Consider the following 26,205-nt stretch of genomic DNA (forward strand, 5'->3'; position numbering starts at 1 on the left):
TGATACATAGGCGCATGGCCGCGCCGCACCACACCTCTCACGCTACGCTCAATCCCGCGCCCGAACCGCCCGCGGTCTCGGCAGCGATGGCGCGCGCGCATCAGAAGTACTGGCGTTTCAATCTTGCGTTGATCGCGACGTTGATGACGGTGGGCTTCGTGGTGTCGTTCGTTTTGCCGCTAGTGGCGCCGGCGTTGGAGCAGGTGCGCTTTATCGGCTTCAGGTTGCCGTTCTACTTCGGTGCGCAAGGGGCGATTCTGATCTACGTCGCGTTGATCGTCGTTTATATCGTGCTGATGCAGCGTGCCGACCGCCGTCTGCAACGCGATTTCGATGCCGATGCTAGTGCTAGCCGCGCCAGCAATGCCAGCAGTGTCAGTGCCGAGTCCACCGCGCCCACTGCGCGCGGAAGCTGAGCCGATGAAGCTTACGAACCGGCTGATCCGCTCATACGCGCTCTATACGCTCGGCTTCCTGCTTTTCATCTACGTGATGTGGCGCATCGAGCGGACCACCGGCCCGGGTGTGTGGATCGGCTACGTGTTCCTGTTCGTGCCGATCGCGGTGTATGCGGTGATTGGGTTGCTGTCGCGCACGTCCGACCTGGTCGAATATTACGTAGCCGGGCGGCGCGTGCCGTCCTTCTTTAACGGCATGGCGACTGCGGCCGACTGGTTGTCCGCCGCATCGTTCATCGGCCTTGCCGGGTCGATCTATGCAACCGGATACGACGGTCTCGCGTATCTGATGGGCTGGACCGGCGGCTATTGCCTCGTTGCATTTCTACTCGCGCCGTACGTGCGCAAGCTCGCGCGCTACACGATTCCCGACTTTCTCGGCACGCGCTTTTCGAGTAACGCGGTGCGTGGACTCGCTGCGTTAGCGGCGATCTTGTGCTCATTCGTTTATCTGGTTGCGCAGATTCAGGGCGTCGGCTTGATTGCGACGCGTTTTATCGGCGTGGATTTCGCGGTTGGCATTTTCTGCGGGCTCGCGGGTATTCTCGTGTGCTCGTTTCTTGGTGGCATGCGTGCGGTGACGTGGACCCAGGTCGCGCAATACATCATCCTGATCGCAGCGATTCTGATTCCCGTGTCAATGATCGCGCATAAGGATGGCCTCGGCTGGGTGCCGCAGTTCAATTACGGACGCTTGATGGAACGCGTCGAAGGCCTGGAGAAGCAGGTGCGTGAGGCACCGCTCGAGCAGACCGTACGCGATGACTATCGGCGGCGCGCCGCGCTGATGCAGATGCGGCTCGATACGTTGCCGCAATCGTTCGTTGACGAGAAGCTGCGCCTCACGCAGGAAGTCGCGGACATGCGCCGCCACAATGGCCCGCTGCGCGAGATCAAGGAGCAGGAGCGGGCGCTGGAACAGTTTCCACGCGATGCCGCCGCTGCACAGATCGTTTGGACCCAACGCCGCGACGAGATGCTGATGCGCGCGGCTGCGCCGGTGCCCATGCACGAGCCGTTTCCCGTGACGAGCGAAGAAGACCGGCGTACGCATGAGCGCAATTTTCTGTCACTGCTGCTGTGCCTGTCGCTTGGCACCGCGAGCCTGCCGCACATTCTGACGCGCTACAACACGACGACCTCGGTGGCGTCCGCGCGACGCTCGGTCGGCTGGACGCTGTTCTTCGTCGCGCTGTTCTATCTGACGGTGCCCGTGCTGGCCGTGCTGATCAAGTACGAGATATTGACCAACCTGGTCGGCCATCACTTTGCCGATTTGCCGCAGTGGCTCACGCAGTGGCGCAAGGTCGAGCCGAGTCTGATCAGCCTTGCCGATACGAATGGCGACGGCATTGTGCGTTGGAGTGAGATCCAGATGCAGCCGGATATGGTCGTGCTTGCCGCGCCGGAGATCGCGGGGCTGCCGTATGTGATGTCGGGGCTGATCGCGGCTGGTGCGCTGGCCGCGGCGCTCTCGACCGCGGACGGTTTGCTGCTGACGATCGCCAACGCGTTATCGCACGACGTCTACTATCACATGGTCGATCCGGCGGCATCGAGCCAGCGGCGCGTGACGATCTCGAAGATTCTGTTGCTGGGGGTGGCGCTGTTCGCGTCGTATGTGGCTTCGCTCAATACGGGGAATATTCTGTTTCTGGTGGGCGCGGCGTTTTCGCTGGCGGCTTCGAGCCTGTTTCCGGTGCTGGTGCTGGGCGTGTTCTGGAAGCGCACCACGCGGCTGGGGGCGGTGGCGGGCATGGTGGCGGGGCTGGTGGTGTGCATTTACTACATCGTGTCGACGTATCCGTTCTTCACGCAGATGACGGGCTTCGCGGGCGCACGGTGGTTTGGAATCGAGCCGATCAGCTCAGGCGTGTTCGGCGTGCCGGCGGGGTTTCTGGTGGCGATCGGGGTGAGTCTGATCGACCGGAAACCGGACGCTTACACGAGGGCGCTGGTGGACTACATCCGGCATCCTTAGGCGGGTTTGCGCATGGGTGTGGCGTAGGGCGCGAAGTTTGCTATAATTCGGCTCCCCGCCGGAGAGATGGATGAGCGGTTTAAGTCGCACGCCTGGAAAGCGTGTATAGGTTAATAACCTATCCGGGGTTCGAATCCCCGTCTCTCCGCCAAGGATACATAAGGCTCCCAGCATGGGGGCCTTTTCTATTTGGGTTATTCAAATGGCCTCTATGAGGCCGCGCGCACCTGAATAAGTGCGGCCTTCGCGGCCGCATGACCGTCTGCATAGAGTCGTTGCCGAATCTCTAGCGGCATGTTGCGGTCGAGTGTTGACATGTATCCAGTCTCACCGACGGATGCCATCTTCGCGCCTGCGCTGCGCTTACGTGTGTCGATTCGCGCGCCTACAGCACCGGCCCCTTCACCAACGATCGACTGCGACCGACAACTGGCAAAAGTTCGCTCCCGTACGGCCCGCAACTCGCTGATACGGAAGGCGGCAAGCGTTTCGTGCCAGTCCCGTAAGCTCGCACCGCCAGCGTCGACTTACCACTTCGTGACGCTACGTTTACGCGGTTAGATGGCAATTTTCCGGCCCAAAAAACGGCGAATATCCCAAAAACATAGGCGTTTAGCAATCTGCTACGTTTACCTCTCGCTGAGAATGGCCGCCCGACGTTCGATGCGGCTACCCTTATATGTGGGTGTGCGCCGCAAACGAACGTCGCCGTGCGTGATGAAAACGAAGCTGATAACAATGAGCGGGTTTCATGCAAGAGTGCGACAACCCAAGGTTTCCGATTTGTTACCCGAACTGGAAAGAGGAAGAGGCGGCCGCGAAAAAACGGGCGGAAGACGACAAGCAGGACTGCATCAACTGCTGGCGCTTCTATCAAAAGAAGGCTGAGGCCATCGTATCCGTTGACGATCCAATCGCGCGCAACCGGCGCATCAATGCTGCCTACGCGCAATTGTGGCTGGACGATCATCGGTTCCAATGGGCGGGGCTCGCTGCATTTGCGTCCAAACAGGTCGGCTGCGGCCTGCTCAACGCCGCAGAGATGATCGGCAAGTCGAACCGGCAGCGGGATGCCTATCAGCAATGGGACAAAACCAGTTCGCCGCTTGAACGCGTGTCGCCTTATGCCTCGCCGCGTATGCCGGTGCCCGATCAGGCGTCCGGCGAAGGCGCACGCAAAGTCTATGAGATGCTGGCGAAGGGCAACACCGCGTTGTTCCTCGACATATGGCCGCTGCACATGTTTTACAAGGAGTTCGGGTTGAAGCGTTTTGAGCGCTGCCTTGAGGAGCGTGCGCTATTGAGCGGGAGCATCGTTTGGCCGATTGCGGATTCCGTGAGGTTTGGCGTTCCCACTCCGGAAATTCGGAGAGGGTTTAAGGCGATCGATGTAGGGGATATTGCAAGCGGCGTCGAAATACTGGCTCGGCATGAGCAAATCAACATCCTGCAACCAGCCATGTACAACGATGCGGAGTTTGCCATGTTGATGCGGGCCAACCAGTTTGCGTGGGCGCTGAACATCCCAACCGGATCGGCGCGAGAAATCCAGATGGCGCTCTCCAATCAGTGCACGGTCACGGGTGCCAATGCCAGATACGAGACATTCAGCAAACATCCGCTAGCCAATCTTGCCGACGTCGGTTAGCGAATGGCGTTTGTGCTGCGTGCCGCACATCGGTTCGACGAACTGCTACGCGATCCAATCGAGCACCACTCTGTCGAAAACTCCCTGTTCCTGCTTGCGCATGGAGGCCGGTAATGGTGATCAGGAAACTTAGTTGGCGCTGGCGTGCTACTTGCGTGTTGCTTGGATTTGTCGCCGCGTGGGGTGTCTATGCAACGGTCCGGCCAGTTGATGAAGTCGTACTTACGATAGGTGAACCGTATGAGCAGGTACGGCAGCAATCGCGCTCAACCCTGCCTCCGGCTGAACCGAACGCGAATTGGGGCGGGTACGTCAGTCGTCCGGCAAGATTGCGCTTCAACGACCCCCGCTATGGTTTTGTGACGCCTGCTGCGAAATTTCTAACGGTAAGCTACGACAGGCATGGCGATGTCTGGTCGGTTACCTTGTCGCCCCAAGTCGAAACGTTGCCGCTCGACGACACGATGGCGGTCCTCACTGACTTGCAAAATCAGCTTCGGCGTGGGGGCTGGCGATTGATCCGTCCGGCTGATAATCCACCAATTACAGACACGCCCGCCATGCGGGCTAAAATCCGGTCGCGTGCTGATCCGATAACCTATTGGTTAGCCGACAACAAATATCAAATTATTCTCGACGTTCGCCGTTTCATCCACGGAATCGCCCAACCGACGAGCGATACCTGATAACCCTGCAGTTAAGTGGCCCGCCTTTGATGATGGACCGACCCGGCAAGTGACGAGGATTCTCATTTGAAATATTTGAAGATCATTGCGTGCCTGTGGTTGCTGGCAGGCGCAGTGCTGGCTTCGGCGGGGCTATTTTTGCAGCCACATCCGGCAGACGTTGCCGTCGTGCTGGGAAACACGGTAGATCGTGATGGCAGGCCGTCACCGAGGTTAGCGGCAAGGCTGGACAGGGCCTACCAGTGCTATGAGCAACGGCAATGCAGAATCCTCTTTGTGAGCGGCGGCATTGAGGCATCCGGCGCGGATGAAGCGATGGCGATGCGTGCCTATCTTGTGCGTCTTGGCGTTCCGTCCGACAGCATCGTAGTTGATCGAGCGGGAAACGACACTTGGTCTACCGCACGTAATGCAAGCGAGTTCATGCGGAACCATGGATGGACGAGTGCGGTGGTGGTGACGCAGTATTTTCATCTTCCGAGAACGATACTCGCGCTTCGGCGTTTTGGTGTGCGTAGCGTTAGTGGTGCGTATCCCCCATTCTGGGAAGTGCGGGATCTCTATTCTATTGCGCGTGAAGTGCCTGCCCTGGTTTGGTACAGCATCCGCCCGATCTAGTAATCACGCCTGGCAGTTTTCGCGCGTCGACCGAGCGCAATGCCCCATTCCCCATGTCGCAGTTTTGCTTTATCACTCCGTCGCGACCGCACTCCCACCCAGATACGCTGCGCGAACCCGGCTATCCTGCGCCAGTTCGTGGGCAGGGCCGGCGAGCGCGATTTGGCCGCTTTCCAGCACATAGGCCCGATGAGCAATACGCAGTGCCTGCCGTGCGTTCTGCTCGACGAGAAGGATCGAGGTGCCTTCCTTGCAGATGTCGGCAATCATGCCGAAGATCACCCGGACCAGCTTCGGCGCCAGTCCCATGGACGGTTCGTCCAGCACGACAACGCGAGGCCGCAGCATCAAAGCGCGTGCGATTGCCAGCATCTGTTGTTCGCCACCGCTGAGCGTGCCCGCCAACTGGCTGCGTCGCTCCCCGAGCCGCGGGAAAGTCTGATAGACCTCAGTCATTCGCTGTTCAAGCAACGCGCCGTCGGCCCGAATCAGATAACCGCCGAGCCGCAGATTTTCCTCGACTGTCAGCGCCCCGAACATGCGACGGCCTTCCGGCACATGCCCGAGACCCAGCGCCACGATCTGGTGGGCCCGCAGTCCGGTGAGCTGGCGCCCGGCCATCACGATCTGTCCCGCACGTGGGCGAATCAGGCCGGAAATGGCGCGTAGCGTAGTGGTCTTGCCCGCCCCGTTGCTGCCGAGCAAGGCGACGATCTCACCTTCCGCGACGTCCAGCGAGATGCCATGCAGAACCTCTACGTTCCCATAGCTCACATGCAGATCGCGGATTTCTAGGAGTCCCACAGCGATTTCTCCCCGGCGGCGTCGTCGGCCGCTTCGTCTATTCCCGCCGTACCAAGATAGGCGTCGATCACACGCGGGTCGGCCTGAATCTCGGTTGGCGGACCCTCGGCGATGATGACGCCATGGTCCATGACGATGATCCGGTCCGACACGCCCATCACCAGCATCATGTCGTGTTCGATCAGCAGCACCGTCACGCCAAGATCCCGGATACGCCGGATCAATTCCATCAGCGCGTGCTTCTCGGTCGGATTCATCCCCGCTGCCGGCTCGTCCAGCAGCAGCAGATGCGGGTTGCTGGCGAGCGCGCGAGCGATCTCCAGCCGGCGCTGGTCGCCATAGGGCAGGTCGGCCGCGCGTTCTCCCGCCCGCGCGCCGAGGCCGACGAAGCTGAGCCAGCCGAGGCCCTCTGTCGCGTGATCGGCCGCCTCGGAACGCGCGGACGGCAGCGCAAGCAGCTCGGCCATTAGCTGCGTTCGGAGCCGATGGTCCATGCCGATCAGCACGTTCTCGAAGGCGGTCATGTTGGCAAACAGGCGGATGCCCTGAAAAGTGCGCGCCATGCCGCGGTGAACGATGCGATGCGGCGCTCCGCCAACCAGCGAGGCGCCGCGCCAGAGAACCTGACCGCCGGTCGGACGGGTCACGCCGGTGAGACAGTTGAACACCGTCGTCTTGCCGGCGCCGTTCGGGCCGATCAGGCTGAGAATCTCACCGCTCTTCACCGTGAAGCTAACGCCGCCGACCGCCAGCACCCCGCCAAAGCGGCGCTGCATGTTGAGCACGTCGAGCAGGATTTCATCGGTGACGGTCTCCCGGGGCACGGGCTTTGCAGCGCCGGCGCCCTCGCGTGGCGGCGCCACGCGGCGCAGTGGCGCCGGCCATAGCCCTTGCGGCCGCAGCAGCATCAGAATCACCAGCCCGATCGCGAAACCGAAGATGCGCCACAGGTTGAGGAAGCGCAGCATCTCGGGCAGGCCGGCGACGATGACGGCGCCGAGTATCACACCAGGAATGCTCCCTCGACCGCCAAGCACGACGATGATCAGGATCGTTACGGACTGCAGATAGGTGAAACCGGTCGGGTCGATCGTCCCGAAGCGAGCAGCGAACAGGCTGCCGCCAAAACCGCCGATCAACGCGCCCATCACATAGGCAAGCAGTTTGACGCGTAGCGTCGGCACGCCGACGGCCTCGGCAGCCGCCTCGTCCTCGCGGATGCTGGTCCAGGCGCGGCCGAGCCTCGACTGGCCGAGCCGGATCGCGAACACGAGCACCACCACCAGGAACGCGATGCCCAGTTCGTAAACCGCATGGGGCGAACTGATCTCGTAACCGAACAGGCGGGGGCTGTCGATACCGTAGATGCCGTTCGGGCCGCCCGTAATCCGAAGGTTGGTGGCAATGATGCGCGTGATCTCGCCGAATCCGAGCGTGACGATCGCCAGGTAGTCGCTGCGCAGGCGCAGAGTGGGGTAGCCGATAACAATGCCCGAAGCGCCGGCAAACGCGAGGCTGAACGGCAGCGTTTCCCAGAACGAGAAGTGCAGCAGTGTTTCCAGCAGCGCTGTCGTATAGGCGCCGATGGCAAAGAAGGCTGCATAGCCCAGATCCAGCAGCCCGGCATAACCGACCACGATATTCAGCCCGAGGCCGAGGATCGAATAGGTGGCGATCGTCAGGCCGACATCGACGACATAGCTGCTGGCGACAGCCGGCAGTGCCACGGCAGCGACAAGTAGACCGGCGCCGGCCGCAGGGCGGCGCCAACGCGCGGAAGCTTGCGTCGCGCCCATGGCCTACATCCTCTCGACGACGCGTTCGCCGAACAAGCCAGTCGGCTTGATCACGAGCACACCGATGAGCACACCGAACACCAGCACATCGGTCCACTGCGACGAGACATAGCCGGCGCCGAAGGCTTCAAGCAGGCCGATCAGGATGCCGCCGGCCATCGCACCCGGGATATTGCCGATGCCGCCGAGAACCGCGGCGGTGAAAGCACGCAGACCCAGCACGAAACCCATGAAGAAATTGATCTGCGTGTAGTAGAGCCCCTCCATGACCCCTGCGACGGCGGCCAGCACCGAACCTAGCAGGAAGGTCAGCTGGATCAGTCGCTCGACATTGACGCCCATCAGACGTGCCGCGTCCTGATCGATCGCCAGCGCGCGCATTGCCGTGCCGAGGAACGTGTGATGGACGAAGAAATACAGCGCCAGCATCAGCGCGAGGCTCGCCACAATGATGCCTATCTGGGTGAAGCTGACCCGCACGCCGAGGAGATCGAATCCTGCCTGGCTGAGTACGTGCGGATAGGTGTTGAAGCCGGCGCCGTAGAGCAGCAGCACGCCGTTCTCCAGCGCGAGGGAAACGCCGAGCGCGGTGATCAGAATCGACAGCCGCGGCGCGCGCAACAGCGGCTGGTAGGCAAGCCGCTCGATTGCGAGCCCAAGTGCGCCGGTGACTGCCATCGAGGCGACGAGAGCAATCAGCAGAGCCAGGGCGAGTGGCAGGTGCGCCGCCGCAAGCACCGTCAAACCGGTCCAGCCGACGAACGCACCGACCATGAACAAGTCGCCGTGCGCGAAGTTGATCAGCCGGATGATCCCGTAGACCATCGTGTAGCCGAGGGCGACGAGGGCATAGAAGGAGCCGGTCGTCAGCCCTTCGACGACGAACTGGAAAAAGGTGCTCATGGGCGGGCGCGGCGCGCGAGAGGGCCTACTTCATCGCCACCCAGTGTCCGCTTGCGTCGAGCCGCTGGTAGGGCGTGAAATTGCCGCCGCGCACGGTGATGACGATATACACCGCGTTGCTGCGGTCACCTTTCGGGTTGAAGCCGATCGTCCCAGTCGCGCCCTGGTAGCCCGAGATTTTGTGCAAGGCAGCACTGATCGCTGCGGGCGCCGTCGATTTTGCGTTCGCGATCGCTTTTGCGGTGACTCCGACGGCATCGTATTCGTAGACCGAATAGGGGCCGGGAGCTTGCCCGTAGGCCTTCGTATAGTCGTCGATATAGCCGTGCGCGGCGCTCAGGAACTGCGCCAGCGGCGCCGTGGTGATGACCATGTCGTCGGCCGCGGGGCCGGCTGTTTTCATCAGCGTGGGGTCGTTGGTGGCGTCGCCGCCCATCAGCGTCATCTTCAGGCCGAGTTGCCGCGCCTCCTTCACCATCAGGCCGGCTTCGGCAAAATAGCCGGTGTAATAGATGACGTCCGGCTTCAGTGCGGCGACGTGGGTCAGCGTCGGCGAGTAGTCCATCTGGCCGGGCGTGATCGCATCGTCGTAGACGACATCGACGCCGTTTTTCTTCAGCGCTTCCACCGTGTTGTCGGCGAGGCCCTTGGAATAGGTCGTGTTGTCGTTGATGACCGCCGCACGTTTTGCATGCAGGAAGTTCTTGATGAAGTTGGCTGCAAACGGGCCCTGCTCGTCGTCACGGCCGATCGTGCGGAACACGTTCTCGTAGCCCATCTCGGTCAGTTTCGGATTGGTCGACGCGTCCAGCACGTAGGGAATACCGACGCGGTGAAAGGTCGTCAATTCCGGCAGCGCGGCGCTTGAGCAGTAACCGCCTGCTACCGCGACGACACCCGCATCGACCAGTTTCTGCGCCGCTTGCACCGCTGTCTGCGCGTCGCAGGCGTCGTCTTCCGGTACTAGTTCGATCTGCTTGCCGAGCACGCCGCCGGCCGCGTTGATTTTGGCGGCGGCCAGCTTGGCGCCGTTGACGATGTCCTGGCCGGCATTGGCGCTGCTGCCCGACAGCGGCACGGGCACGCCGATCTTGAGCGTGGCGCCCTGGCTTCGCGCCGAACCGGGGACCGTGCCGGCGAGCACGGCCAGAGCGGCCACGGCCGCGATTGTCGTTCGCCGCAAGACGCGAGCTGCGTCGGGCGTACCATTCTTCTGAGCAATCATGTTAGTGACTCCTTATTGTGAAAGGGATCGAAGCGATCCGCCACGCGGATAGACCGGTGACATCAGAAAGCGGACGAAAACGTGCGTTCGAGTGCAATGCATGATCTGCTGGAGCAATGGCCTGTCTGGCAGGCTCAGCGCGGCGCCGTTAGGAAAGTGCTCCTTTCATGATAGGTCTCGCCGCAGATTGGACGGGCTAGGGTATCCGCGTATAAACCACCATCCAACGTGCTGGCAGCGCTATATTTGAACGATAGGTACGGGAGAAACGCATGAAAAGCGTCGTGCTGGGGGGCGGAATCGCAGGCGTCACGGCCGCCTGGTACCTCGCGAAAGAGGGCCGCGAGGTCACGGTGATCGACCGCCAGCCGGGCGTCGCGCTCGAGACCAGCTTTGCCAACGCCGGGTTGGTCGCGCCGGGACATTCATATACCTGGGCGTCTCCGCGTGCGCCGAAAATCCTGCTGAAGTCGCTCTTCGTCGAAGGGCAGGCGCTGCGGCTCAAGCTCAACGCGGACCCGCACATGTGGATCTGGTGCCTCCGGTTCCTGCGAAACTGCACGGCGGAGCGCTCCCGCGTGAACACGACGCGCAAGGTCACGCTCTGCCGCTACGCGCAGACGCAACTGCAACAGCTGACTGCCGCCGAGCACCTGCAATACGACCGCATTAGCCGCGGCCTGCTGTATCTCTATCGCGACGAAGCGTCCTTTGCGCGCGGCACGCAAAACATGTCGATCCTCAAAGACAACGGCCTGCCGCTCAAAACGCTCAATGCGGCGCAGGTCGTCGAACGGGAACCCGCGCTTGGGGCTGCGCGTGACCGGATTGCCGGAGCGATCTATTGCCCCACCGACGAAAGCGGCGATGCGCACCTGTTCACCCGCGCCTTGAAGACGGCGTGCGAACGCCTTGGCGTGCGTTTCGAATTCGACACGCCGATCAGCGCAATCGAGGCGTCAGGCGACCAGATAGTCGGCGTGCATACGCCGGCAGGACTCGTGCGAGGTGACGAGTTCGTCCTGGCGCTCGGTTCCTGGTCGCCAATTGTTGCGCGTCGCTTGGGTTATCGGCTGCCGGTGTATCCGGTAAAGGGCTACTCGGCCACTTTTCCGGTCGGGCCGGATCACCGTCCACCGGATCTTGGCGGCGTCGATGAGAACAACCTCGTGGCGTGGGCGCGTTTTGGCCAGCGGCTGCGCTTTACTGCAACCGCGGAATTCGCCGGCTACGACACCCGCCACACACCCGCCGATTTCACGACCATGCTGCAGGCCGCACGTGAACTGTTCCCCGGCGGCGCCGACTATGACAGCCCGACCTACTGGGCCGGCCTGCGCCCGATGACGCCCGAAGGTACGCCGTTGATCGGCCGCACGCGCCACAGGAACCTGTATCTGAACACCGGCCACGGACACATGGGGTGGACGATGTCGTGCGGCACCGCGAAACTGCTGGCCGACATCATGGCCGGTCGCCAACCCGAGATCGACATGACAGGGATGACACTGAAATGAGCACAGATGCACTGCAGGACGACGCCTACGCAAGACTCGATTTCGTGCTGGACGACGGCATCTGCCGGCGTGCCGCCATTGGCCTCGTGGTGCTCGCCACCGATCATACGATCGAATACGAATGGCGCAAGCTGCTGACGCAGGATGGCGTGGCGTTCTACGAAAGCCGCGTGTACAACTCGGCGGATATCACGCCCGAACGGCTGATGGAAATGGACGCGCGCATTGCAGCGGCAGTGGCGCTGATTCGCCCTGGCGAGCGGATCGATGTTGTGGCGTTTGGCTGCACGTCGGCATCGATGGTGATCGGCGAGGAAAACGTGTTCGCGCGCATTCACGAAGCGCGTCCCGGGGTCGCCTGCACCACGCCGATCACCGCTGCGCTCGCCGCGTTGCGCGCGCTCGGCGCGCAGCGAGCCGCACTGTTGACGCCCTATGTGCGTGCGATCAACGACACTATGCGCGACTACATCGAGGCGCGGGGTGTCGGCGTCACACGTATGGCGTCGTTCGAGCATGCGAACGACAACGAAGTGGCGCGGATTGACGCCGCGTCGCTGCGAGCCGCCGTCGAGCGCCTTGCACAAAACGCCGACGTGGACGCTGTTTTCGTGTCTTGCACGAGTTTGCGCATTGCCGAAGTGATTCCGGAGCTCGAAGCAAGGATCGGCAAGCCAGTGATATCGAGCAACTTCGCGATGGCCTGGCACGCGTTGCGCCTCGCAGGTGTGGAGGATTGCGAGCCGCATCTGGGGAGGTTGTTCGCGCTTTGATCGGAGATAACGTGCGTGACCTGGGCGCAATCAGAACTGGTGGTCGTTGTCCTCGTGTTCATGCAGCGGGTCAGGGCTCTTCTGGGTGGAGCGCAGCACGCCGGCATCGTCAAAATAGAAGTGGAAGAGCTGATACCACACGTTGTCTTCCAGATAGCGATAGCTCCACACTTCGCGCTTCATTAATGGGAAATAAGCCGTTTCCTCGGGGCGGCCGAAGTTGACCAGGACGTCATTTTTTGTCCATTTGCCGGGTTCCGCGCGATAGAACTCGCTTGGCTGCAGCACCTGCCGCACGCTGATCACCTTACCGGTCGCGTCGATGTCCGCGGCCGTGGTGACTTCACCCATCGGCTGTGTCGGCCACATCAGCCGCTTCGAGCCGCCCGGCAGGTCGTAGGCTTCGCGGGGCGGGCCAAGCCTCGCGATGACCACGGATTCCGGTTCGCCAGCCTGGAAGCCCTGCCATGGCTGCGCGCAGGCGCCCAGCGCGAGCGCTGCCGTGCAGGCCAGCGCGATGCGCGTGCTATGGGCTAGACGCGGGGCCAGACGCCGTGGGGCGCTGTTTATTGTCGATCGGCGGGATGTCATGTCGGACTGCATACATCAGATCAAGCACTTAACTTTGACACTGAGTGCAGAAAAAAATTGCGGCCGATTCATTCCGGATGCATTGACGGTTTTCGGCCGGATGATCCCGCAACGCAATGGGGCGGAAAACCAGAAAAGAAGCGGCGCATAATACTGAAATTCGTTTGTCAGGAAGATGGAGGTAGATATGACTACGTTTGCTATCGACGGCGTACGGATTAACCCTGCAACCGATCGTGTCACGCACGTGCGCTGGGCTCCCGTCGACCTGAGGACGCATGAGTGGCTGTCCCCGACCGCGATTGTCGAGGTGTCCGAGGTGGTTAAAGCGATCCATGCGGGAGACGCAGGTTGGTCCCTTTTTACCCTCGGCGGTGTGAGATTTCTGGGTCCGAAAATAAAGATCGTTGCGCACACCAACGGTCCTGATGGAATCGACACAGAGGACCCCGACGGGAGTGTCGAAAAGTCCATCGACGATCTTCCGCAGGTTTGACGAAGCGCCGGTATGGTCGAGCGCTCTCGACTTTCATGCCGCACCGCCTGCATACGATTCCTTCAAATTCCGGATGGAGACTGCCATGTGGGACAAGATCGAGCACAACGGATACGAAGTCTGGGTCCTTCCGATCCTTGCATTCGGCCCGCGGGCTCCAACCACCTTATGGCATTACTCGGCGTACATTTGTCGCCATAATGCCGATGCCCACGTTGCTGGGCAGAGCATTCGCTTCGAGGAACTTGCCGCCACTTTTCGCAGTGAAGAAGAAGCCCGCGAGGCTGGGTATGTCGAAGGCAAGCGTCGCGTCGATATGATTCCCGTAGGCGGGTGGGCTGCCAGTGGCGGCTGACTATCGCTCAAGTTAATCAAAATGGAACTCTGGATTCAGCCCTGCACGCCATGCGCCGACCTTTACGGACAGTCCTCGACGGTTGACCCACACGACACGCTGACTCTGGTCGGAGCCGGTGCGGTGAAGGATGCGAGAGTGGAGCAGCATTTCACCTGCACGCGATGCGGTGCGGCGTTTGTTCGCATCCTTGCAGGCGAGCCGCGAACGCAAATCTGGATGCTGGTGAATGCCGGTCAGCATTAACTCGTCGGCAGATGGCGGCCGCCTGATTGGAGCGAGAAGCGGAGCTGGCGGCGAGCCATTGATCGTGGCATTCGGGGCATCATGCGTGACGAGACGCCATACCCATCCTCTCAGTTTCTGAAATGCCGGTTCGCGATTTTGCCCAGTTCTCTTTAAAGATGGAAGCCGGTAACGTTGAAGGTGCCACCTGCGGGGTTATCCGCGAGCCAGGAGCCGTTCAATGAATCACCCACACCCGTACCCGAGCGACATCGCCTTCACGCCAACGGTGAAGGCTATCCAGACCCGCAACGGCTCGCGTGATGCGTATGCGCGTATGGAAGCCGAACGCGGCTGGGAGACACGTATCACGCCAGGCATCGCGAGCTTCATCGAGCAGCAGACGAGCGTGTTCTTCGCCACCGCGAACAATGAAGGCCAGCCCTATATTCAGCATCGCGGCGGCCCTGCGGGTTTTCTGCACGTACTCGACGACCACACAATCGCGTTCGCCGATTTCGCCGGCAATCGCCAATACATCACGCTGGGCAATCTCGCCGACAATTCGAAGGCCTATCTCTTCCTCATCGACTACGCGCACCGGCAGCGCATCAAGCTCTGGGGCGACGCGCGCGTGGTCGAAGACGATCCTGAACTGCTGGCAAAGCTGATGCCGCAAGGATATAAAGCGCGCGGCGAGCGGGCGATCGTGATGACCGTCAGTGCGTGGGATGTGAACTGCTCGAAGCATATTCCGCAGCGTTTCGAAGCAGCGGACGTTGCCGCCGCGCTCGAAGAACGGGATCGGCGCATCGAGGCGCTGGAGGCTGAAATCGCGCGGTTACGGGCTACATCGCACGCATGATTTGACGCGCGTTTCGACCCGCTATGATGGTGGCATCCTCACTCGGCCACCCTCATCATGCGGATCGCCCCTTTACCCCCGCTTCAATGCCTGATTGCATTCGAATCGGCCGTGCGCCATGCCAGCTTCACTAAAGCGGCCGTAGAACTGTATCTGACGCAAAGCGCGGTCAGCCGCCAGATCGCGCAGCTCGAAGACTTCCTCGGCCGCTCGCTCTTCGTGCGCGAGCACCGCGCCCTACGTTTGACGATCGCCGGCGAACGTTACGCGAAGCACGTGCAGTGGCTGCTCGCCAATTGCTCGGAAGCCACGCTCGATGTGATGAAGCGATACGGCGATCTGGAACTGACGATTGCGTGTTCGTCGGGGGTGGTGGTGTTGTGGCTCACGCCGCGCCTGGGCGCGTTTCGTGCCGCCCATCCGAACGTGAAGATCCGGATGATCGTACGCGACGGCCTCGCGTCGCTGTCGCCCGCGGAATTCGACGTCGGTCTGTACTACATCCGCCAGCGCGCCGAGCCGCATTTCACCGCCCGCCGCATTTTCGACGAAGACGTGTACCCGGTATGTTCACCCGGATATCTCGCCGGCCGTGTGCTGGAACCCGCCGATCTCGCGCACGAAACCTTGCTGATGCAGGAAGACGGTCAGCGGCAATGGATGTCGTGGTCCGAATGGTTCCGTCTCAACAATGTGCAGATGCCTGGCTCGCCGCAGTCGGTTGTCGTTAATCATTATCCGCAACTCGTGCAGATGGCGATTCTCGGCCAGGGCGTCGTGCTCGGCTGGCGTCACATGATCGATGCGTGTCTGGACGAGGGTCTGCTGGTGCGCGCCACGCGAGCGTCGGCGAGCCACGGTGGCGGCTACTACGTCGTATCGCCGAACGATCGCGCGGAGAATCAGGCGGCGCGCCTCTTTACACGCTGGCTTTTCGAGCAGGCTGAGGCGCAGGCAAGCGTGCAGACCGGCGGGCAAACGATCGCAGAGACGAGCAACGCGCCCCGCGCCTGACTGCATTTCGCATGCGCCACGCGCATGCATGCATGCGAATCTTTCGTTTCGAAAACAAATCAGGTCTCTCTACGATCGGCTTGATGCAGGCGAAAGCGCCGCTCGATGCCGATGCGTCGCCTTGCTGGCAGATCCGCCGGCCCCGTAGCCACGCAACGGCCGCACGAGCGGTCGTACACGCAGCCTGATGAGGAAAGAGACCATGCAAGGAACGCTTTCATCCAACGTCGCGATATCCGTGGATACACTCGCGCGGCAGCGCCGCCGCGCCATTATCGCCACTGTGCTCGGCAACGGGCTCGAGTGGTTCGACTTCACTGTCTATAGCTTTTTCGCGGTGATCATCGCCAAGCTGTTCTTTCCGACCGGTAATGAACTGACTTCGCTGCTGCTTGCCGTCGCGACGTTCGGCGTCGGCTTTTTCATGCGGCCGGTGGGCGGCATCGTGCTCGGCGTGTACGCGGATAAAGTGGGACGAAAGGCGGCGCTCTCGCTGACCATTCTGCTGATGGCGGGTGGCACTGCACTCATCGGCCTCGCACCGACCTACGACCAGATCGGTCTGTGGGCGCCGGTGCTGATCGTGGTTGCCCGGTTGCTGCAAGGTTTTTCGGCCGGCGGCGAAATGGGCACCGCCACTGCGTTTCTTACCGAATATGCGCCGGCTGGCAAGCGCGCATTCTATTCGAGCTGGATTCAGTCGAGCATTGGCTTCGCTGTGCTGCTGGGCGCTGCGGTCGGCACATTCGTGACGGCAGGTCTGAGCGCCGATGCGCTGCATTCTTGGGGCTGGAGAATGCCCTTCCTGATCGGCATTCTGATCGGGCCGGTCGGCTATTTCATTCGTAGCCGCATGGACGAAACGCCGGCGTTCAGCGCGGTTGCCGAGCAAGCCAGGAACGACTCACCGCTCGCGGAAGTGTTCCGCCGCTTTCCGCGTGAGACGTTCGCGAGCTTTTCGATGGTGATTCTGTGGACGGTGTGCACCTACGTGCTGCTGTTCTATATGCCGACGTATTCGGTGCGTACGCTTCATCTGCTGCAATCGACGGGCTTTCTTGCCGGCATGTTCGGTGGCGTGATGATTATGTGTTTCTCGCCGGTGGTCGGCATACTCGCTGATCGCTTCGGCCGCCGCCGCTTTCTGTCAGGCGCTGCTGCTTTGATTTTGCTGCTTGCATGGCCGATGTTCGCCTACATCAACCGCGCGCCTGGGCTCGCTTCGCTGATCGTATTTCAGGGCGTGTTCGGCTTGCTGATCGCCGTCTACACCGGTCCGATTCTCGCGGCATTCTCGGAGCTGTTTCCGACCAAAGTGCTGTCTACGGGCCTCTCCGTTGCGTACAACTTCGCGGTGACGATTTTCGGTGGCTTCGCGCCGTTCTTCATCACGTGGCTGATCGCGTCGACAGGCAGCAATATGGCGCCCGCAATCTACGTGATGATCGCCGCGACCATTAGCCTCGTCGGCACGTTCTATGTGCGCGATCCGCGCCGTAGCCACGCCTGAAGCAGCGCGTCCGGCTAACGGAAGCTGGATAGATTGCTTCATCAAGCCAGGAAAATACCAATGAGCATTACGGTAATCAGTGGCGGCAACGTACTCGATCTGGTCCAGGGCGCGTTGCTCGAACATCATCACGTTGTGATCGAAAACGGCCATATCGTCGAAGTCACCAATCGTCCTGTCGATTTGCCGAATGCGCGTGTAATCGACGCACGCGGCAAGACGGTGATGCCCGGCCTGATCGATTGTCACGTGCACGTACTGGCTTCGCGTGCGAACCTCGGTGTGAATGCGACGCAGCCGAATATTCTCACCGCGATTCGCGCGCTGCCGATACTGAAGGCGATGCTCGGCCGCGGCTTTACGACGGTGCGTGACGCGGGCGGCGCGGATTGGGGTTTGACGCAGGCGCTGGAAAGTGGATTGATTCCGGGGCCGCGTATTTTCCCGTCGGGCAAGGCGTTATCGCAAACCGGTGGCCACGGAGATTTTCGTCCGCGCGGCGATGTGCTCGAACCGTGTTCATGCGCCTTTCGTGCGGGGGCGATTGCACGGGTTGTCGACGGTGTCGATGCGGTGCGCCTCGCGGTGCGTGAAGAGATTCAGAAGGGCGCCACGCAGATCAAGATCATGGCGTCCGGCGGCGTCGCTTCGCCGACCGATCCGATCAGTAACACGCAATACTCCGAGGACGAAATTCGCGCAATCGTCGCCGAAGCGGAGGCAGCCAATACTTACGTGATGGCGCATGCCTATACCGGCCGCGCGATTTCACGTGCGATTCGCTGTGGCGTGCGCACGATCGAGCACGGCAATCTGGTCGACGAAGCCGCCGCGAAACTGATGCGCGAGCACGGCGCATTCGTCGTGCCGACGCTGGTCACCTACGACGCGTTGGCCCAACACGGCGCCGATTACGGTTTGCCTGCCGATTCGATTGCCAAGGTCGAAACCGTGCGGCAGGCGGGGCGCGACTCGCTGCAGATCTATGCGAACGCCGGTGTGCCAATGGGATTCGGTTCGGACCTCCTCGGCGAAATGCACACATTCCAGAGCGACGAATTGCGCATTCGCGCAGAGGTGCTCGGCAATCTGGAAGCGTTGCGTTCTGCCACCACAATCGCGGCCGATATCGTCGATCGGAACGGCAAGCTCGGCGTCATCAAAGCAGGAGCTATCGCCGACGTACTGGTGGTCGACGGCAATCCGCTCAAGGATATCGGTGTGTTGACCGGGCAGGGCGAGCGCCTCGAGTATGTCTTGCAGCGTGGCGAGGTCGTGAGCGAACGGGGCACGGTCGTGTCGCGCTAAGCGGGAGGTGTGTGCAGCGATCGGCGCGGGTTGCGTCAATTCTTTAAGCTCGTGCCGCGCTCACACGCAACGCTGTCCATCGCACCGTCGCAAGAATCGATGCCACGACGATCAACGCGCCGCCGATCCAGGCTGCCGTTGAAATCCGTTCACCTAACCAGATGCACGCGAACAGCGCGCCGAAAGCGGGCTCGCTGCCCATCAGCAGCGACACGCGCGTCGGACTGCTGCGTTTGATCGCGAAGTTTTGCGCGAAGAACGCGAACAGCGTGCACGCGATCACCAGATAGCCGATGTAGCCCCAGAACATGGCGTGCCCGGCGAGCGACGGCACCGGCTGCCACTGTTGCGGCGCAAACAGCACGGCCACCGCCGCGCTGCCGAATGCCACCACACCCGACTGAACCGCCGTCACCGACAAAGGCGGCAACGCGGAGTCGCGCATCACGCGTTTAGTCACACACACGTTCAGCGCGCGCAGCAGCGCGGCGAGCAGAATGAGCGCGTCGCCGGGATTGAAACTCAGCGCGCCACCGCCCGCCAGCAGCCAGGCGCCTAACAGCGAAAGCGCGACTGCCGCCCATTCGATGCCAGTCGGCTTGCGCTTGAGCAGCCACCATTCGACGAGCGGCGTCAACACCACGCACAGGCTGATCAGAAACGCCGCATTGGCCGCGCGCGTCAGCAGAATGCCGAAGGTTTCGCAGAGAAAGATGCCGAGCAGCAGGGCGCTCGCGATCAGCACGCCGCGCAGCGTGCGGGCATCTGCGCCGCGCAAATGGCGCAAGGTGGGCGACAGGATCACGAAGGTGATGCCGAAGCGCATCGCCAGCAAGCCCAGCACCGGATAGAACACCAACGCGCTTTTGACGACGCCGTAACTGGTGCCCCAGACCACGGCGACCGCGAGCAGCATCAGATCGGAGAGCAGAAGCAGGCGTTCTTGTTTCGACATGGCGGACCTCGAGCAGATGAACTCGTATTGTCGAACTTTGCTTATGAGGCGATAATCGGGTCGCTGTGCATAGCATTTATGTCGCAAATGCATTAATCGGCTCAATCCCGCGAGCGCTCGACGATGAACCCAACTGACCTTTTCGCCTTGCTGCCGGACATGGCGGTTTTCGCACGCGTCGTCGATGCCGGCAATTTTTCGGTAGCCGCGCGTCAGCTCGGCAGTACGCCATCCACGGTCAGCCGTCAGATCAAGCGGCTCGAGGACGCCTTAGCGACACGCCTGCTCGAACGGTCCACGCGCACGGTGCGGGTCACGGAATCGGGTGCCCATGTCGCCCGTTTCTGTCGCGACATGGTGAGCGCCGCATCGGGCGCGGTGGATGCCGCCGGGCAACTGGCCGGCAGGCCGCAAGGCAAGGTGAGCGTGAGCGCGCCGACCGCGTTCGCGAAGACGGTGATTCACCCGCTGATTCCCGGTTTTCTTCGTGCCTACGACGAAGTCGATCTGCAACTGCTTTTCACCGATCACGACGTCGATCCGCTCGCCGACGATATCGATCTGGTGATCCGTCTGACCGAGCATCCACCGCAAGGCCTTGCGGGACGCAGGCTGGGCGCAGTGCGTTGGCTGCTGGGCGCATCGCCGGCTTATTTGCGTGAGCGCGGAGTGCCGGTGCAACCGCGCGATCTCCTCAAACACGATTGCATCTACCTCGGCGAAACTGCCGACGATAACCGCTGGCGCTTTCGCCGTGGCACGGAGACGCAAACCGTGGACGTGAAAGGGCGTTACATCGCCAATCATGCCGGCGCGCGGCTCGAAGCCGCGCAGCAGGATTTCGGCATCGCGAGCCTGCCTGAATTTGCCGCCACCGATGCATTGCTAAGCGGTGAACTCGTGCAGGTGCTGCCCGACTGGAATCTCGAAGCGCGCGCTTACGTGGGGTCGGTGTGGCTGTTGTATCCGCCGAACCGTTTTTTGCCGCCGAAGGTGAGGGCGCTGATCGACTATCTCGTCGAGCATATTCACGAAGCGGCTTAACAGGCTGTTGAATTTGGATCCCGTGTAAACGGGGTTTGAGGGACAGGCGTTATGGATATTGTGTTCATGATCTTTGGCAGCGGATACGATGCGCGGAATGGATGAGATGCAGGAACCCCTGTTCACGACAGTCAAGCTGGAGGACTTTGTTCCGGCGGATCACCCGTTGCGATCGATCCGGTTGCTGGTGAATGATGCGCTGAAACGGCTCAACGGGCTGTTCAGCGTCATCTATGCGGATACTGGCCGGGCCTCGATTGCGCCTGAGAAGCTGATGCGGGCGCTGCTGTTGCAGGTGTTCTACTCGGTGCGCAGCGAGCGCATGCTCATGGAGCAGATGCGCTACAACCTGCTGTTCCGCTGGTTCGTCGGGCTGGCGATTGAGGACGCCGTGTGGGACCACTCGGTGTTCTCGAAGAACCGCGACCGGTTGCTGGAGCATGAAGTCGTGGAAGCGTTCTTCACCGAAGTCATGAGCCTGGCGGACAAGCGGGGCTTGCTGTCGAGAGACCATTTCTCGGTGGACGGCACGCTGATTCAGGCGTGGGCCAGTCACAAGAGCTTCCGCCGCAAGGACGGCCCGGACGATGGTCCTCCGGCCGGCGGTAGCCGCAACGCCGACACTGACTGGAAAGGCGAGCGACGCAGCAATGCCACACATGAGTCGACTACTGATCCGGAGGCGCGGCTGTTCAAGAAGAGCCGCAAGAGCCCGGCCATCCTGTGCTACCACGGGCACATCCTGATGGAGAACCGCTCGGGGCTGGTGGTCGGCGCCGTGGTCAGTCACGCGGATGGTTTGGCCGAGCGGGCCAGCGCGTTGCGATTGCTCGATTGCGTGCCAGGCGGTCATGCGAAGACAGTCGGTGCCGACAAGGCGTATGACACCCGCGACTTCGTAAACGATTGCCGCGCTCGCAACGTGACACCGCATGTCGCGCGCAACGATGAGCGTTTGGGCGGCAGCGCAATCGACGCTCGCACTTCGCGGCACGCGGGCTACCGGATCAGCCAGATCATCCGCAAACGAATCGAAGAGCATTTCGGCTGGGGCAAGACCATCGGACGGATCCGGCAGACGGTCTATCGCGGCATCAAGCGCGTCGACCAGCACTTCAAGCTGACGATGGTTGCAAGCAATCTGACCCGCATGGCCCGAATGCCAGGTGTGGTGCCGCAAGGAGCGACGCGATGACCCGCCACGGCTCGAAGACTGCGCGCCACAAGGGCTGCATTCGTGCGCATGCCCCGCGCAGATTGCGCGGCGAACCGGTAATTCAGCGGAAAATCGCACGCGCAAGCCTCCTGAACATAGCTTCGGTCATCATGACGGGGGCACTTTTCAACAGCCTGTTAAGCATCAGTCCAACTCGTCGTGCGACTCGCTCGCTTACGGTGGTCGTACAGCGACGATTTGGATTGAGCGAAAGACGAACGTAGAATCGCTCGCGTCACCACGATTCATAGCGATATTCACAGCGATATTCATAGCGATCGCAACGACTGAAGCGATCAGGAGGAGAACGAACATGACCTTGCGTGAAACCGGGCCGATTGCGGCGACTGTCTATCGCGGCGAAGCAATCGAGAACACACATATTGCCCATGTCGCGGTGGTTCAGGCCGATGGCCGCCTGCTGTATTCATTTGGCGATCCGTCGCGCATCACGCTGGCGCGCTCCGCGGCAAAGCCCGCACAGGCCCTGGCGGTGCTGGAAACCGGCGCACTCGAGCGTTTCGGTTTCGACGAAACCGATCTCGCACTCATGTGCGCCTCGCACAGCAGCGAGCCGCGCCACATCGAACGCGCGCGGCAGATGCTGGCCAAGGCGCAGGTCAGCGAAGCCGACCTGCGTTGCGGCGGCCATCCTCCGCTGTCCGACGCCGTGTATATCGACTGGCTGAAGCGCGATTTCAAACCGGATGCGGTGTGCAGCAATTGTTCGGGCAAGCACGCCGGCATGCTGGCCGGGGCGCGTTCAATCGGCGCGGCGATAAGGGGTTATGAACTGCCGGAGCGCCCGCTGCAGGTGCGCGTGAAGCATACCGTCGCCGACGTATGCGACTTGCCGGACGACGCGGTGCAATGGTCGATCGACGGTTGCAATCTGCCAACGCCGGCGTTCGCCCTCGATCGACTCGCCCGACTGTTCGCGAAGCTCGCTGCCGCGGAGGACGAGACTTCGGCTTCCGCTGCCGCTTCTTCGTCCATTCCTTCTTCTATTCCGCCACGCACTGCTGCGCTTGCACGCATCTATCGTGCGATTGCGGCGCATCCGGAGTGGGTGGCAGGCGAGGGGCGCTTCTGTACCGCGTTGATGCGGGCATTCGATGGAGCGCTGATCGGCAAGGTTGGCGCAGACGGCAGCTACGCAATCGGCGTGCGGGCCTCGCGGCAGACTGCGCGGCTCGGCGCCGACGGTGCACTCGGCATTGCGGTGAAGGTGGAGGACGGCAACATCGGCGTGCTGTATGCGACCGTTGCCGAACTGCTCGCGCGGCTTGATATCGGCAGCCCTGAGCAACGTGCGCAACTGGGCGCGTTCCGTGCGTCGCCGATGTTCAACACCATGGGCATCGAAATCGGCCACTTGGCATTTTCGCTTGCGCTCGAAGCGCATCCACGCCGCGAGGCGTGAGGGTATGCAGGGCGGCGCCGGTTATGCGTCGTCTTTCTTGAAGCGATCTTGTATAGCCACCAGTTGATCGTCGCTGGTCGCCACGATCCACAGACGGGCGCGCTCGACCATGAGGCGATTGTGATCCTTCAGCGCGCCCATCGACACGGCGGTTTTCCACGCGACAGGTGCGGCGCGACTGGTTCTTCCTGACGGCGTACCGACCAGTAATGCGTAGGGCCCGAGGGGCAACGAGACGAACGGCATGGCCGGCTTGACGCGCACGCGCCAGTCGATGAATGGCGAATCGCTGAAGAGAAGCGGCGTGGGCAGGCCATGCAACACGGTGAAGTCATAGAGCGCGAGTTGTTCGCGCATTGGCCCATAGACCCGGCGAATATCGCTGACGAGCGCCGCGCGGATTTCGTCGTCGAACATGGCTTCATTGGTGTAGTGGTCGACTGCTTGCAGCGCGTCGTGCTGATAGGCGCTGAAGATCGCCAGGTCGACGCAATCGTGAACGGCGCGTTGGACTTCTGCGGCGGAGCCGGCTTCTTCGGGTTTGCCGAGTTGCGCGGCGCGGAGGAAGCGCGCGAGGGCGGCGTCCTGGGTTGACGGGCCGGTGGCTTGTGGGTCGTCGGTGGCGTCTTTGTCTAGCGGGATGTAGAGGTATTTTTCTGCTGCGAAGCGGGATTTTTTGCCGTCGTCGAAGCTGATTTCGCCGGTGGCGCAGTTGATGTAGCGAGTGCCGATGTGGCCGTGTTCCCACACGTAGTTTTTCAGGAAGGGGCGTAGGGGGTGGAGTGGGTCAGGGTGTTGCATTTTTGGGTTGCACTCCGTGCGGGGTTGGGTTTGGGTATGGTCACATAAAATTTGGGTTTTTATGGGGGTTTTTTGCCTGCTCGGCGCTTGGTTGTATGCCTGCGGCGTTGGCCTTTCCTTGAATTCTTATTGGTTTATTAGCGTCGCCCCTGTGCGGGGCGGGCACTTACTTTCTTTGCCGCCGCAAAGAAAGTAAGCAAAGAAAGCGGCTCGAACCCCCTGCTAAGCGGGTCCCCCGCGCAGTATCGGTAGTGGAGCATCTGGAATCTGCGTCCTCGCACATTTAGCGTGAGTGACAAAGCACTCATCGGCTCCCACTCCGCACTGCGTGCGTCGCGGATGGGTCTGCATGGGAAACCAGGAGCTTCGGTTGGGCGTGGTGGGGGCCAGCGGCTTCGGTTGGGACGGCGGGAGCCATCGGCCTTGCCTCGGCGAGGTGTCGAAGCGACAGAGGCGATACGCGCCGAGTTCGCCTCGCGAAGAAAGAGCGCGGGACGCTACCGAGCGATGTGCAAGTACGAAAACGGAGTGGTCGGTTTGTGAAGGACCCTTCGGCGCGCGTAGCGCCGCCGGAAGAATGACTGCTTGGTCACGAACGTCGAATGTGCGACGACACGGATTCCAGATGGACCACTACCGGTTGCAAGCCACGGGACCCACTTAGCAGGGGTTTTTAGCCGCTTTCTCTTGCTTACTTCTCTTTGCGGCGGCAAAGAGAAGTAAGTGCCCGCCCCGCACAGGGGCGACGCTAATAATCCAATAACAAATCAAGGAAAGGCCAACGCCATAGGCCAACAGACAATGCCGCCGCCAAAGGCAAAAACCCAACTTCAAACAACCTGCGCCGCAGGCACTCCCCCAAGCGCATTGCGAATAGCATCAGCCAGCTCACCGGCTGCAAACTTCGCCACATATCCATTCGCCCCAGCATTCTTCACATGCGCCTCATTAGCGGCGCCGGTCAACGACGAATGAATAATCACCGGAATATCCCGAGTCCGCTCGTCAGCCTTGATCTGACGGGTCAACATAAACCCATCCATCTCCGGCATCTCAAGATCGGTCAACACCAGCGCAATACTGTCCTTCACCCTCGCGCCGGTAGCCTGCGCTTCACGCGCAACCTGCTGCAATGTATTCCACGCCTCCTCGCCGGTCTTGGTCATCACGTAGTCCGCGCCGATCGCGCTCAACGCCTGCTCGATCAGCTTGCGTGCAAAACCGGAATCGTCAGCAGCGAGAATCTTCGCGCCACGGCGGATGCCAAGCGCCTCACCCACGGACGTCGGGTCGACGCTCGGATGCTGTGACGGAAACACGTCGCGCAACACCTGCTCCACGTCGATCACCTGGGCGAGCCGCGAGTCGCCGCTGTTGCCGTCGATACGCGCAATGCTCGTCACCAGATTGCCACCGGCCGTGCCTTCGGCGGACAGCACCTGATTCCACTCGAGCCGCACGATGTCATCCACTTCCTCGACCGCAAAAGCCTGCGTCGAACGCGCGAATTCCGTCACCAACAATATGTTCAAGCCGCGCGTCGGCTCGCACCCCATCAGGCGCGGCAAATCGATCACGGGAATGATCTGTCCGCGAATGTCCACAGCACCCATGACGTACGGCGAAGAACCCGCAATCGGCGTCACCGGCGGCATCGTCGAGATTTCACGCACCTTGAAGACGTTGATGCCGTAAAGCTCATGCGCGTCGCTGCCAGGAACGGATCCCAGCCGATACAGCAACAACTCGAATTTGTTGGAACTCGTCAGATTGCTGCGTTCGTCGTTCGCGCGGTGATCTACTGCCATCGAAACTCCCCAGGGATTGCGGTGCGAGTGGTGCGCCATGCATACCGTTCGTTCTGCCCTGGCGCGTACCCTATCTTTTACTTATCGGCGCAGCGGCAGGAAAGTTCAGTGAATTCAGGCGGTTTACTGATGCTTTCTGATTAACATCCAGCCGCTATTCGGGGCGGGAAGAGGGTCGCGGCCAT

At 61.4% G+C, this 26,205-nt stretch carries 25 protein-coding genes and 1 tRNA gene; 17 read left to right on the plus strand and 9 right to left on the minus strand.

Annotated elements, in window-relative coordinates; genetic code table 11:
- The first annotated feature begins 14 nt into the window (after nucleotides 1-14).
- The 6 genes from GNZ13_RS36955 to GNZ13_RS36980 all read left to right on the plus strand — a co-directional run bounded on the left by GNZ13_RS36955 (nucleotide 15) and on the right by GNZ13_RS36980 (nucleotide 5,391).
- Entirely contained in the window at nucleotides 15-416 is a 402-nt protein-coding gene (locus GNZ13_RS36955; RefSeq protein ID WP_172174071.1) for a DUF4212 domain-containing protein, read from the plus strand.
- Between the two features lie 4 nt (nucleotides 417-420).
- Nucleotides 421-2,439, plus strand: coding sequence for a sodium:solute symporter family protein (locus GNZ13_RS36960; RefSeq protein ID WP_172174074.1), 2,019 nt, complete (start codon nucleotides 421-423; stop codon nucleotides 2,437-2,439).
- A 60-nt stretch (nucleotides 2,440-2,499) separates the two neighbouring features.
- Nucleotides 2,500-2,590 (plus strand) — tRNA-Ser (locus GNZ13_RS36965).
- Between the two features lie 600 nt (nucleotides 2,591-3,190).
- A complete protein-coding gene (locus tag GNZ13_RS36970) occupies nucleotides 3,191-4,087 on the plus strand; it encodes a DUF2515 family protein (RefSeq protein WP_236002363.1) in 897 nt (298 codons plus the stop codon).
- A gap of 113 nt (nucleotides 4,088-4,200) precedes the next feature.
- On the plus strand, nucleotides 4,201-4,773 hold the full coding sequence (locus GNZ13_RS36975; protein ID WP_236002364.1) for a flagellar biosynthesis sigma factor: 573 nt from the start codon (nucleotides 4,201-4,203) through the stop codon (nucleotides 4,771-4,773).
- Nucleotides 4,774-4,839: 66 nt separating this feature from the next.
- Nucleotides 4,840-5,391, plus strand: a complete 552-nt coding sequence (locus GNZ13_RS36980) for a YdcF family protein (protein ID WP_172174077.1) — start codon at nucleotides 4,840-4,842, stop codon at nucleotides 5,389-5,391.
- 72 nt (nucleotides 5,392-5,463) lie between these two features.
- Here GNZ13_RS36980 and GNZ13_RS36985 read toward each other — a convergent pair whose 3' ends face one another.
- From GNZ13_RS36985 to GNZ13_RS37000, 4 genes are read right to left on the minus strand one after another with little or no spacing between them, the layout of a single operon-like run.
- The gene (locus GNZ13_RS36985; protein WP_172174080.1) at nucleotides 5,464-6,195 is read right to left on the minus strand and encodes an ABC transporter ATP-binding protein; all 732 of its coding nucleotides are present in this window, start codon (nucleotides 6,193-6,195) and stop codon (nucleotides 5,464-5,466) included.
- Nucleotides 6,183-7,991, minus strand: a complete 1,809-nt coding sequence (locus GNZ13_RS36990; RefSeq protein ID WP_172174083.1) for a branched-chain amino acid ABC transporter ATP-binding protein/permease — start codon at nucleotides 7,989-7,991, stop codon at nucleotides 6,183-6,185. Before GNZ13_RS36990 ends, GNZ13_RS36985 begins: the two co-directional genes overlap by 13 nt.
- A gap of 3 nt (nucleotides 7,992-7,994) precedes the next feature.
- Entirely contained in the window at nucleotides 7,995-8,894 is a 900-nt protein-coding gene (locus GNZ13_RS36995) for a branched-chain amino acid ABC transporter permease (protein ID WP_172174086.1), read from the minus strand.
- Nucleotides 8,895-8,919: 25 nt separating this feature from the next.
- Nucleotides 8,920-10,119 (minus strand): branched-chain amino acid ABC transporter substrate-binding protein, encoded by a 1,200-nt coding sequence (locus GNZ13_RS37000; protein WP_172174089.1) that lies wholly within the window; start codon nucleotides 10,117-10,119, stop codon nucleotides 8,920-8,922.
- A gap of 272 nt (nucleotides 10,120-10,391) precedes the next feature.
- On the opposite strand from GNZ13_RS37000, the gene GNZ13_RS37005 reads away from it, so the two are divergent.
- Nucleotides 10,392-11,636, plus strand: coding sequence for a D-amino acid dehydrogenase (locus GNZ13_RS37005; protein ID WP_172174092.1), 1,245 nt, complete (start codon nucleotides 10,392-10,394; stop codon nucleotides 11,634-11,636).
- Nucleotides 11,633-12,409 carry a maleate cis-trans isomerase family protein gene (locus GNZ13_RS37010; protein WP_172174095.1) on the plus strand — a complete coding sequence of 259 codons (777 nt, stop codon included), beginning with the start codon at nucleotides 11,633-11,635 and terminating at the stop codon, nucleotides 12,407-12,409. Before GNZ13_RS37005 ends, GNZ13_RS37010 begins: the two co-directional genes overlap by 4 nt.
- Before the next feature lie 30 nt (nucleotides 12,410-12,439).
- Here GNZ13_RS37010 and GNZ13_RS37015 read toward each other — a convergent pair whose 3' ends face one another.
- Nucleotides 12,440-13,000, minus strand: a complete 561-nt coding sequence (locus GNZ13_RS37015) for a hypothetical protein (RefSeq protein WP_172174159.1) — start codon at nucleotides 12,998-13,000, stop codon at nucleotides 12,440-12,442.
- Between the two features lie 187 nt (nucleotides 13,001-13,187).
- Here GNZ13_RS37015 and GNZ13_RS37020 point away from each other — a divergent pair, with 187 nt between their 5' ends.
- Together GNZ13_RS37020 and GNZ13_RS37025 are read left to right on the plus strand one after the other, a co-directional pair.
- Nucleotides 13,188-13,496 carry a hypothetical protein gene (locus GNZ13_RS37020; protein ID WP_172174098.1) on the plus strand — a complete coding sequence of 103 codons (309 nt, stop codon included), beginning with the start codon at nucleotides 13,188-13,190 and terminating at the stop codon, nucleotides 13,494-13,496.
- Nucleotides 13,497-13,581: 85 nt separating this feature from the next.
- The gene (locus GNZ13_RS37025; RefSeq protein WP_172174101.1) at nucleotides 13,582-13,851 is read left to right on the plus strand and encodes a hypothetical protein; all 270 of its coding nucleotides are present in this window, start codon (nucleotides 13,582-13,584) and stop codon (nucleotides 13,849-13,851) included.
- 12 nt (nucleotides 13,852-13,863) lie between these two features.
- On the opposite strand, the gene GNZ13_RS37030 is transcribed toward GNZ13_RS37025, so the two are convergent.
- Nucleotides 13,864-14,094: a hypothetical protein gene (locus GNZ13_RS37030; RefSeq protein ID WP_172174104.1), complete on the minus strand. Its 231-nt coding sequence runs from the start codon at nucleotides 14,092-14,094 to the stop codon at nucleotides 13,864-13,866.
- A gap of 223 nt (nucleotides 14,095-14,317) precedes the next feature.
- On the opposite strand from GNZ13_RS37030, the gene GNZ13_RS37035 reads away from it, so the two are divergent.
- The 4 genes from GNZ13_RS37035 to GNZ13_RS37050 all read left to right on the plus strand — a co-directional run bounded on the left by GNZ13_RS37035 (nucleotide 14,318) and on the right by GNZ13_RS37050 (nucleotide 18,773).
- Nucleotides 14,318-14,941, plus strand: a complete 624-nt coding sequence (locus GNZ13_RS37035; protein WP_172174107.1) for a pyridoxamine 5'-phosphate oxidase family protein — start codon at nucleotides 14,318-14,320, stop codon at nucleotides 14,939-14,941.
- Between the two features lie 57 nt (nucleotides 14,942-14,998).
- Nucleotides 14,999-15,955 (plus strand): LysR substrate-binding domain-containing protein, encoded by a 957-nt coding sequence (locus GNZ13_RS37040; protein ID WP_172174111.1) that lies wholly within the window; start codon nucleotides 14,999-15,001, stop codon nucleotides 15,953-15,955.
- Nucleotides 15,956-16,157: 202 nt separating this feature from the next.
- Nucleotides 16,158-17,465, plus strand: coding sequence for an MFS transporter (locus tag GNZ13_RS37045; RefSeq protein WP_172174114.1), 1,308 nt, complete (start codon nucleotides 16,158-16,160; stop codon nucleotides 17,463-17,465).
- A gap of 60 nt (nucleotides 17,466-17,525) precedes the next feature.
- Nucleotides 17,526-18,773: a metal-dependent hydrolase family protein gene (locus GNZ13_RS37050; RefSeq protein ID WP_172174117.1), complete on the plus strand. Its 1,248-nt coding sequence runs from the start codon at nucleotides 17,526-17,528 to the stop codon at nucleotides 18,771-18,773.
- Between the two features lie 43 nt (nucleotides 18,774-18,816).
- Here GNZ13_RS37050 and GNZ13_RS37055 read toward each other — a convergent pair whose 3' ends face one another.
- Entirely contained in the window at nucleotides 18,817-19,728 is a 912-nt protein-coding gene (locus GNZ13_RS37055; protein ID WP_172174120.1) for a DMT family transporter, read from the minus strand.
- 123 nt (nucleotides 19,729-19,851) lie between these two features.
- On the opposite strand from GNZ13_RS37055, the gene GNZ13_RS37060 reads away from it, so the two are divergent.
- From GNZ13_RS37060 to GNZ13_RS37070, 3 genes are all read left to right on the plus strand, one after another.
- Nucleotides 19,852-20,772, plus strand: a complete 921-nt coding sequence (locus GNZ13_RS37060) for a LysR family transcriptional regulator (RefSeq protein ID WP_172174123.1) — start codon at nucleotides 19,852-19,854, stop codon at nucleotides 20,770-20,772.
- Nucleotides 20,773-20,860: 88 nt separating this feature from the next.
- A complete protein-coding gene (locus GNZ13_RS37065) occupies nucleotides 20,861-21,967 on the plus strand; it encodes an IS5 family transposase (RefSeq protein WP_172174126.1) in 1,107 nt (368 codons plus the stop codon).
- A 334-nt stretch (nucleotides 21,968-22,301) separates the two neighbouring features.
- Nucleotides 22,302-23,411 (plus strand): asparaginase, encoded by a 1,110-nt coding sequence (locus GNZ13_RS37070; protein WP_172174129.1) that lies wholly within the window; start codon nucleotides 22,302-22,304, stop codon nucleotides 23,409-23,411.
- A 21-nt stretch (nucleotides 23,412-23,432) separates the two neighbouring features.
- On the opposite strand, the gene GNZ13_RS37075 is transcribed toward GNZ13_RS37070, so the two are convergent.
- Nucleotides 23,433-24,212: a hypothetical protein gene (locus GNZ13_RS37075; protein WP_172174131.1), complete on the minus strand. Its 780-nt coding sequence runs from the start codon at nucleotides 24,210-24,212 to the stop codon at nucleotides 23,433-23,435.
- 830 nt (nucleotides 24,213-25,042) lie between these two features.
- Nucleotides 25,043-26,020: a chemotaxis protein gene (locus GNZ13_RS37080; protein ID WP_172174133.1), complete on the minus strand. Its 978-nt coding sequence runs from the start codon at nucleotides 26,018-26,020 to the stop codon at nucleotides 25,043-25,045.
- Nucleotides 26,021-26,205: the final 185 nt, after the last annotated feature.

The organism is Paraburkholderia elongata (assembly GCF_013177735.1).
In the GTDB taxonomy this organism is placed as follows: Bacteria; Pseudomonadota; Gammaproteobacteria; order Burkholderiales; family Burkholderiaceae; genus Paraburkholderia; species Paraburkholderia elongata.

Excerpts from the sequence above, each read along its gene's own strand:
- GNZ13_RS36955 (WP_172174071.1), top strand. The coding sequence starts at position 15 with ATGGCCGCGCCGCACCACACCTCTCACGCTACGCTCAATCCCGCGCCC.
- GNZ13_RS36960 (WP_172174074.1), top strand. The coding sequence starts at position 421 with ATGAAGCTTACGAACCGGCTGATCCGCTCATACGCGCTCTATACGCTC.
- GNZ13_RS36970 (WP_236002363.1), top strand. The coding sequence starts at position 3,191 with ATGCAAGAGTGCGACAACCCAAGGTTTCCGATTTGTTACCCGAACTGG.
- GNZ13_RS36975 (WP_236002364.1), top strand. The coding sequence starts at position 4,201 with ATGGTGATCAGGAAACTTAGTTGGCGCTGGCGTGCTACTTGCGTGTTG.
- GNZ13_RS36990 (WP_172174083.1), bottom strand. The coding sequence starts at position 7,991 with ATGGGCGCGACGCAAGCTTCCGCGCGTTGGCGCCGCCCTGCGGCCGGC.
- GNZ13_RS36995 (WP_172174086.1), bottom strand. The coding sequence starts at position 8,894 with ATGAGCACCTTTTTCCAGTTCGTCGTCGAAGGGCTGACGACCGGCTCC.
- GNZ13_RS37000 (WP_172174089.1), bottom strand. The coding sequence starts at position 10,119 with ATGATTGCTCAGAAGAATGGTACGCCCGACGCAGCTCGCGTCTTGCGG.
- GNZ13_RS37005 (WP_172174092.1), top strand. The coding sequence starts at position 10,392 with ATGAAAAGCGTCGTGCTGGGGGGCGGAATCGCAGGCGTCACGGCCGCC.
- GNZ13_RS37010 (WP_172174095.1), top strand. The coding sequence starts at position 11,633 with ATGAGCACAGATGCACTGCAGGACGACGCCTACGCAAGACTCGATTTC.
- GNZ13_RS37015 (WP_172174159.1), bottom strand. The coding sequence starts at position 13,000 with ATGACATCCCGCCGATCGACAATAAACAGCGCCCCACGGCGTCTGGCC.
- GNZ13_RS37020 (WP_172174098.1), top strand. The coding sequence starts at position 13,188 with ATGACTACGTTTGCTATCGACGGCGTACGGATTAACCCTGCAACCGAT.
- GNZ13_RS37025 (WP_172174101.1), top strand. The coding sequence starts at position 13,582 with ATGTGGGACAAGATCGAGCACAACGGATACGAAGTCTGGGTCCTTCCG.
- GNZ13_RS37030 (WP_172174104.1), bottom strand. The coding sequence starts at position 14,094 with ATGCTGACCGGCATTCACCAGCATCCAGATTTGCGTTCGCGGCTCGCC.
- GNZ13_RS37035 (WP_172174107.1), top strand. The coding sequence starts at position 14,318 with ATGAATCACCCACACCCGTACCCGAGCGACATCGCCTTCACGCCAACG.
- GNZ13_RS37040 (WP_172174111.1), top strand. The coding sequence starts at position 14,999 with ATGCGGATCGCCCCTTTACCCCCGCTTCAATGCCTGATTGCATTCGAA.
- GNZ13_RS37045 (WP_172174114.1), top strand. The coding sequence starts at position 16,158 with ATGCAAGGAACGCTTTCATCCAACGTCGCGATATCCGTGGATACACTC.
- GNZ13_RS37050 (WP_172174117.1), top strand. The coding sequence starts at position 17,526 with ATGAGCATTACGGTAATCAGTGGCGGCAACGTACTCGATCTGGTCCAG.
- GNZ13_RS37055 (WP_172174120.1), bottom strand. The coding sequence starts at position 19,728 with ATGTCGAAACAAGAACGCCTGCTTCTGCTCTCCGATCTGATGCTGCTC.
- GNZ13_RS37060 (WP_172174123.1), top strand. The coding sequence starts at position 19,852 with ATGAACCCAACTGACCTTTTCGCCTTGCTGCCGGACATGGCGGTTTTC.
- GNZ13_RS37065 (WP_172174126.1), top strand. The coding sequence starts at position 20,861 with ATGCGCGGAATGGATGAGATGCAGGAACCCCTGTTCACGACAGTCAAG.
- GNZ13_RS37070 (WP_172174129.1), top strand. The coding sequence starts at position 22,302 with ATGACCTTGCGTGAAACCGGGCCGATTGCGGCGACTGTCTATCGCGGC.
- GNZ13_RS37075 (WP_172174131.1), bottom strand. The coding sequence starts at position 24,212 with ATGCAACACCCTGACCCACTCCACCCCCTACGCCCCTTCCTGAAAAAC.
- GNZ13_RS37080 (WP_172174133.1), bottom strand. The coding sequence starts at position 26,020 with ATGGCAGTAGATCACCGCGCGAACGACGAACGCAGCAATCTGACGAGT.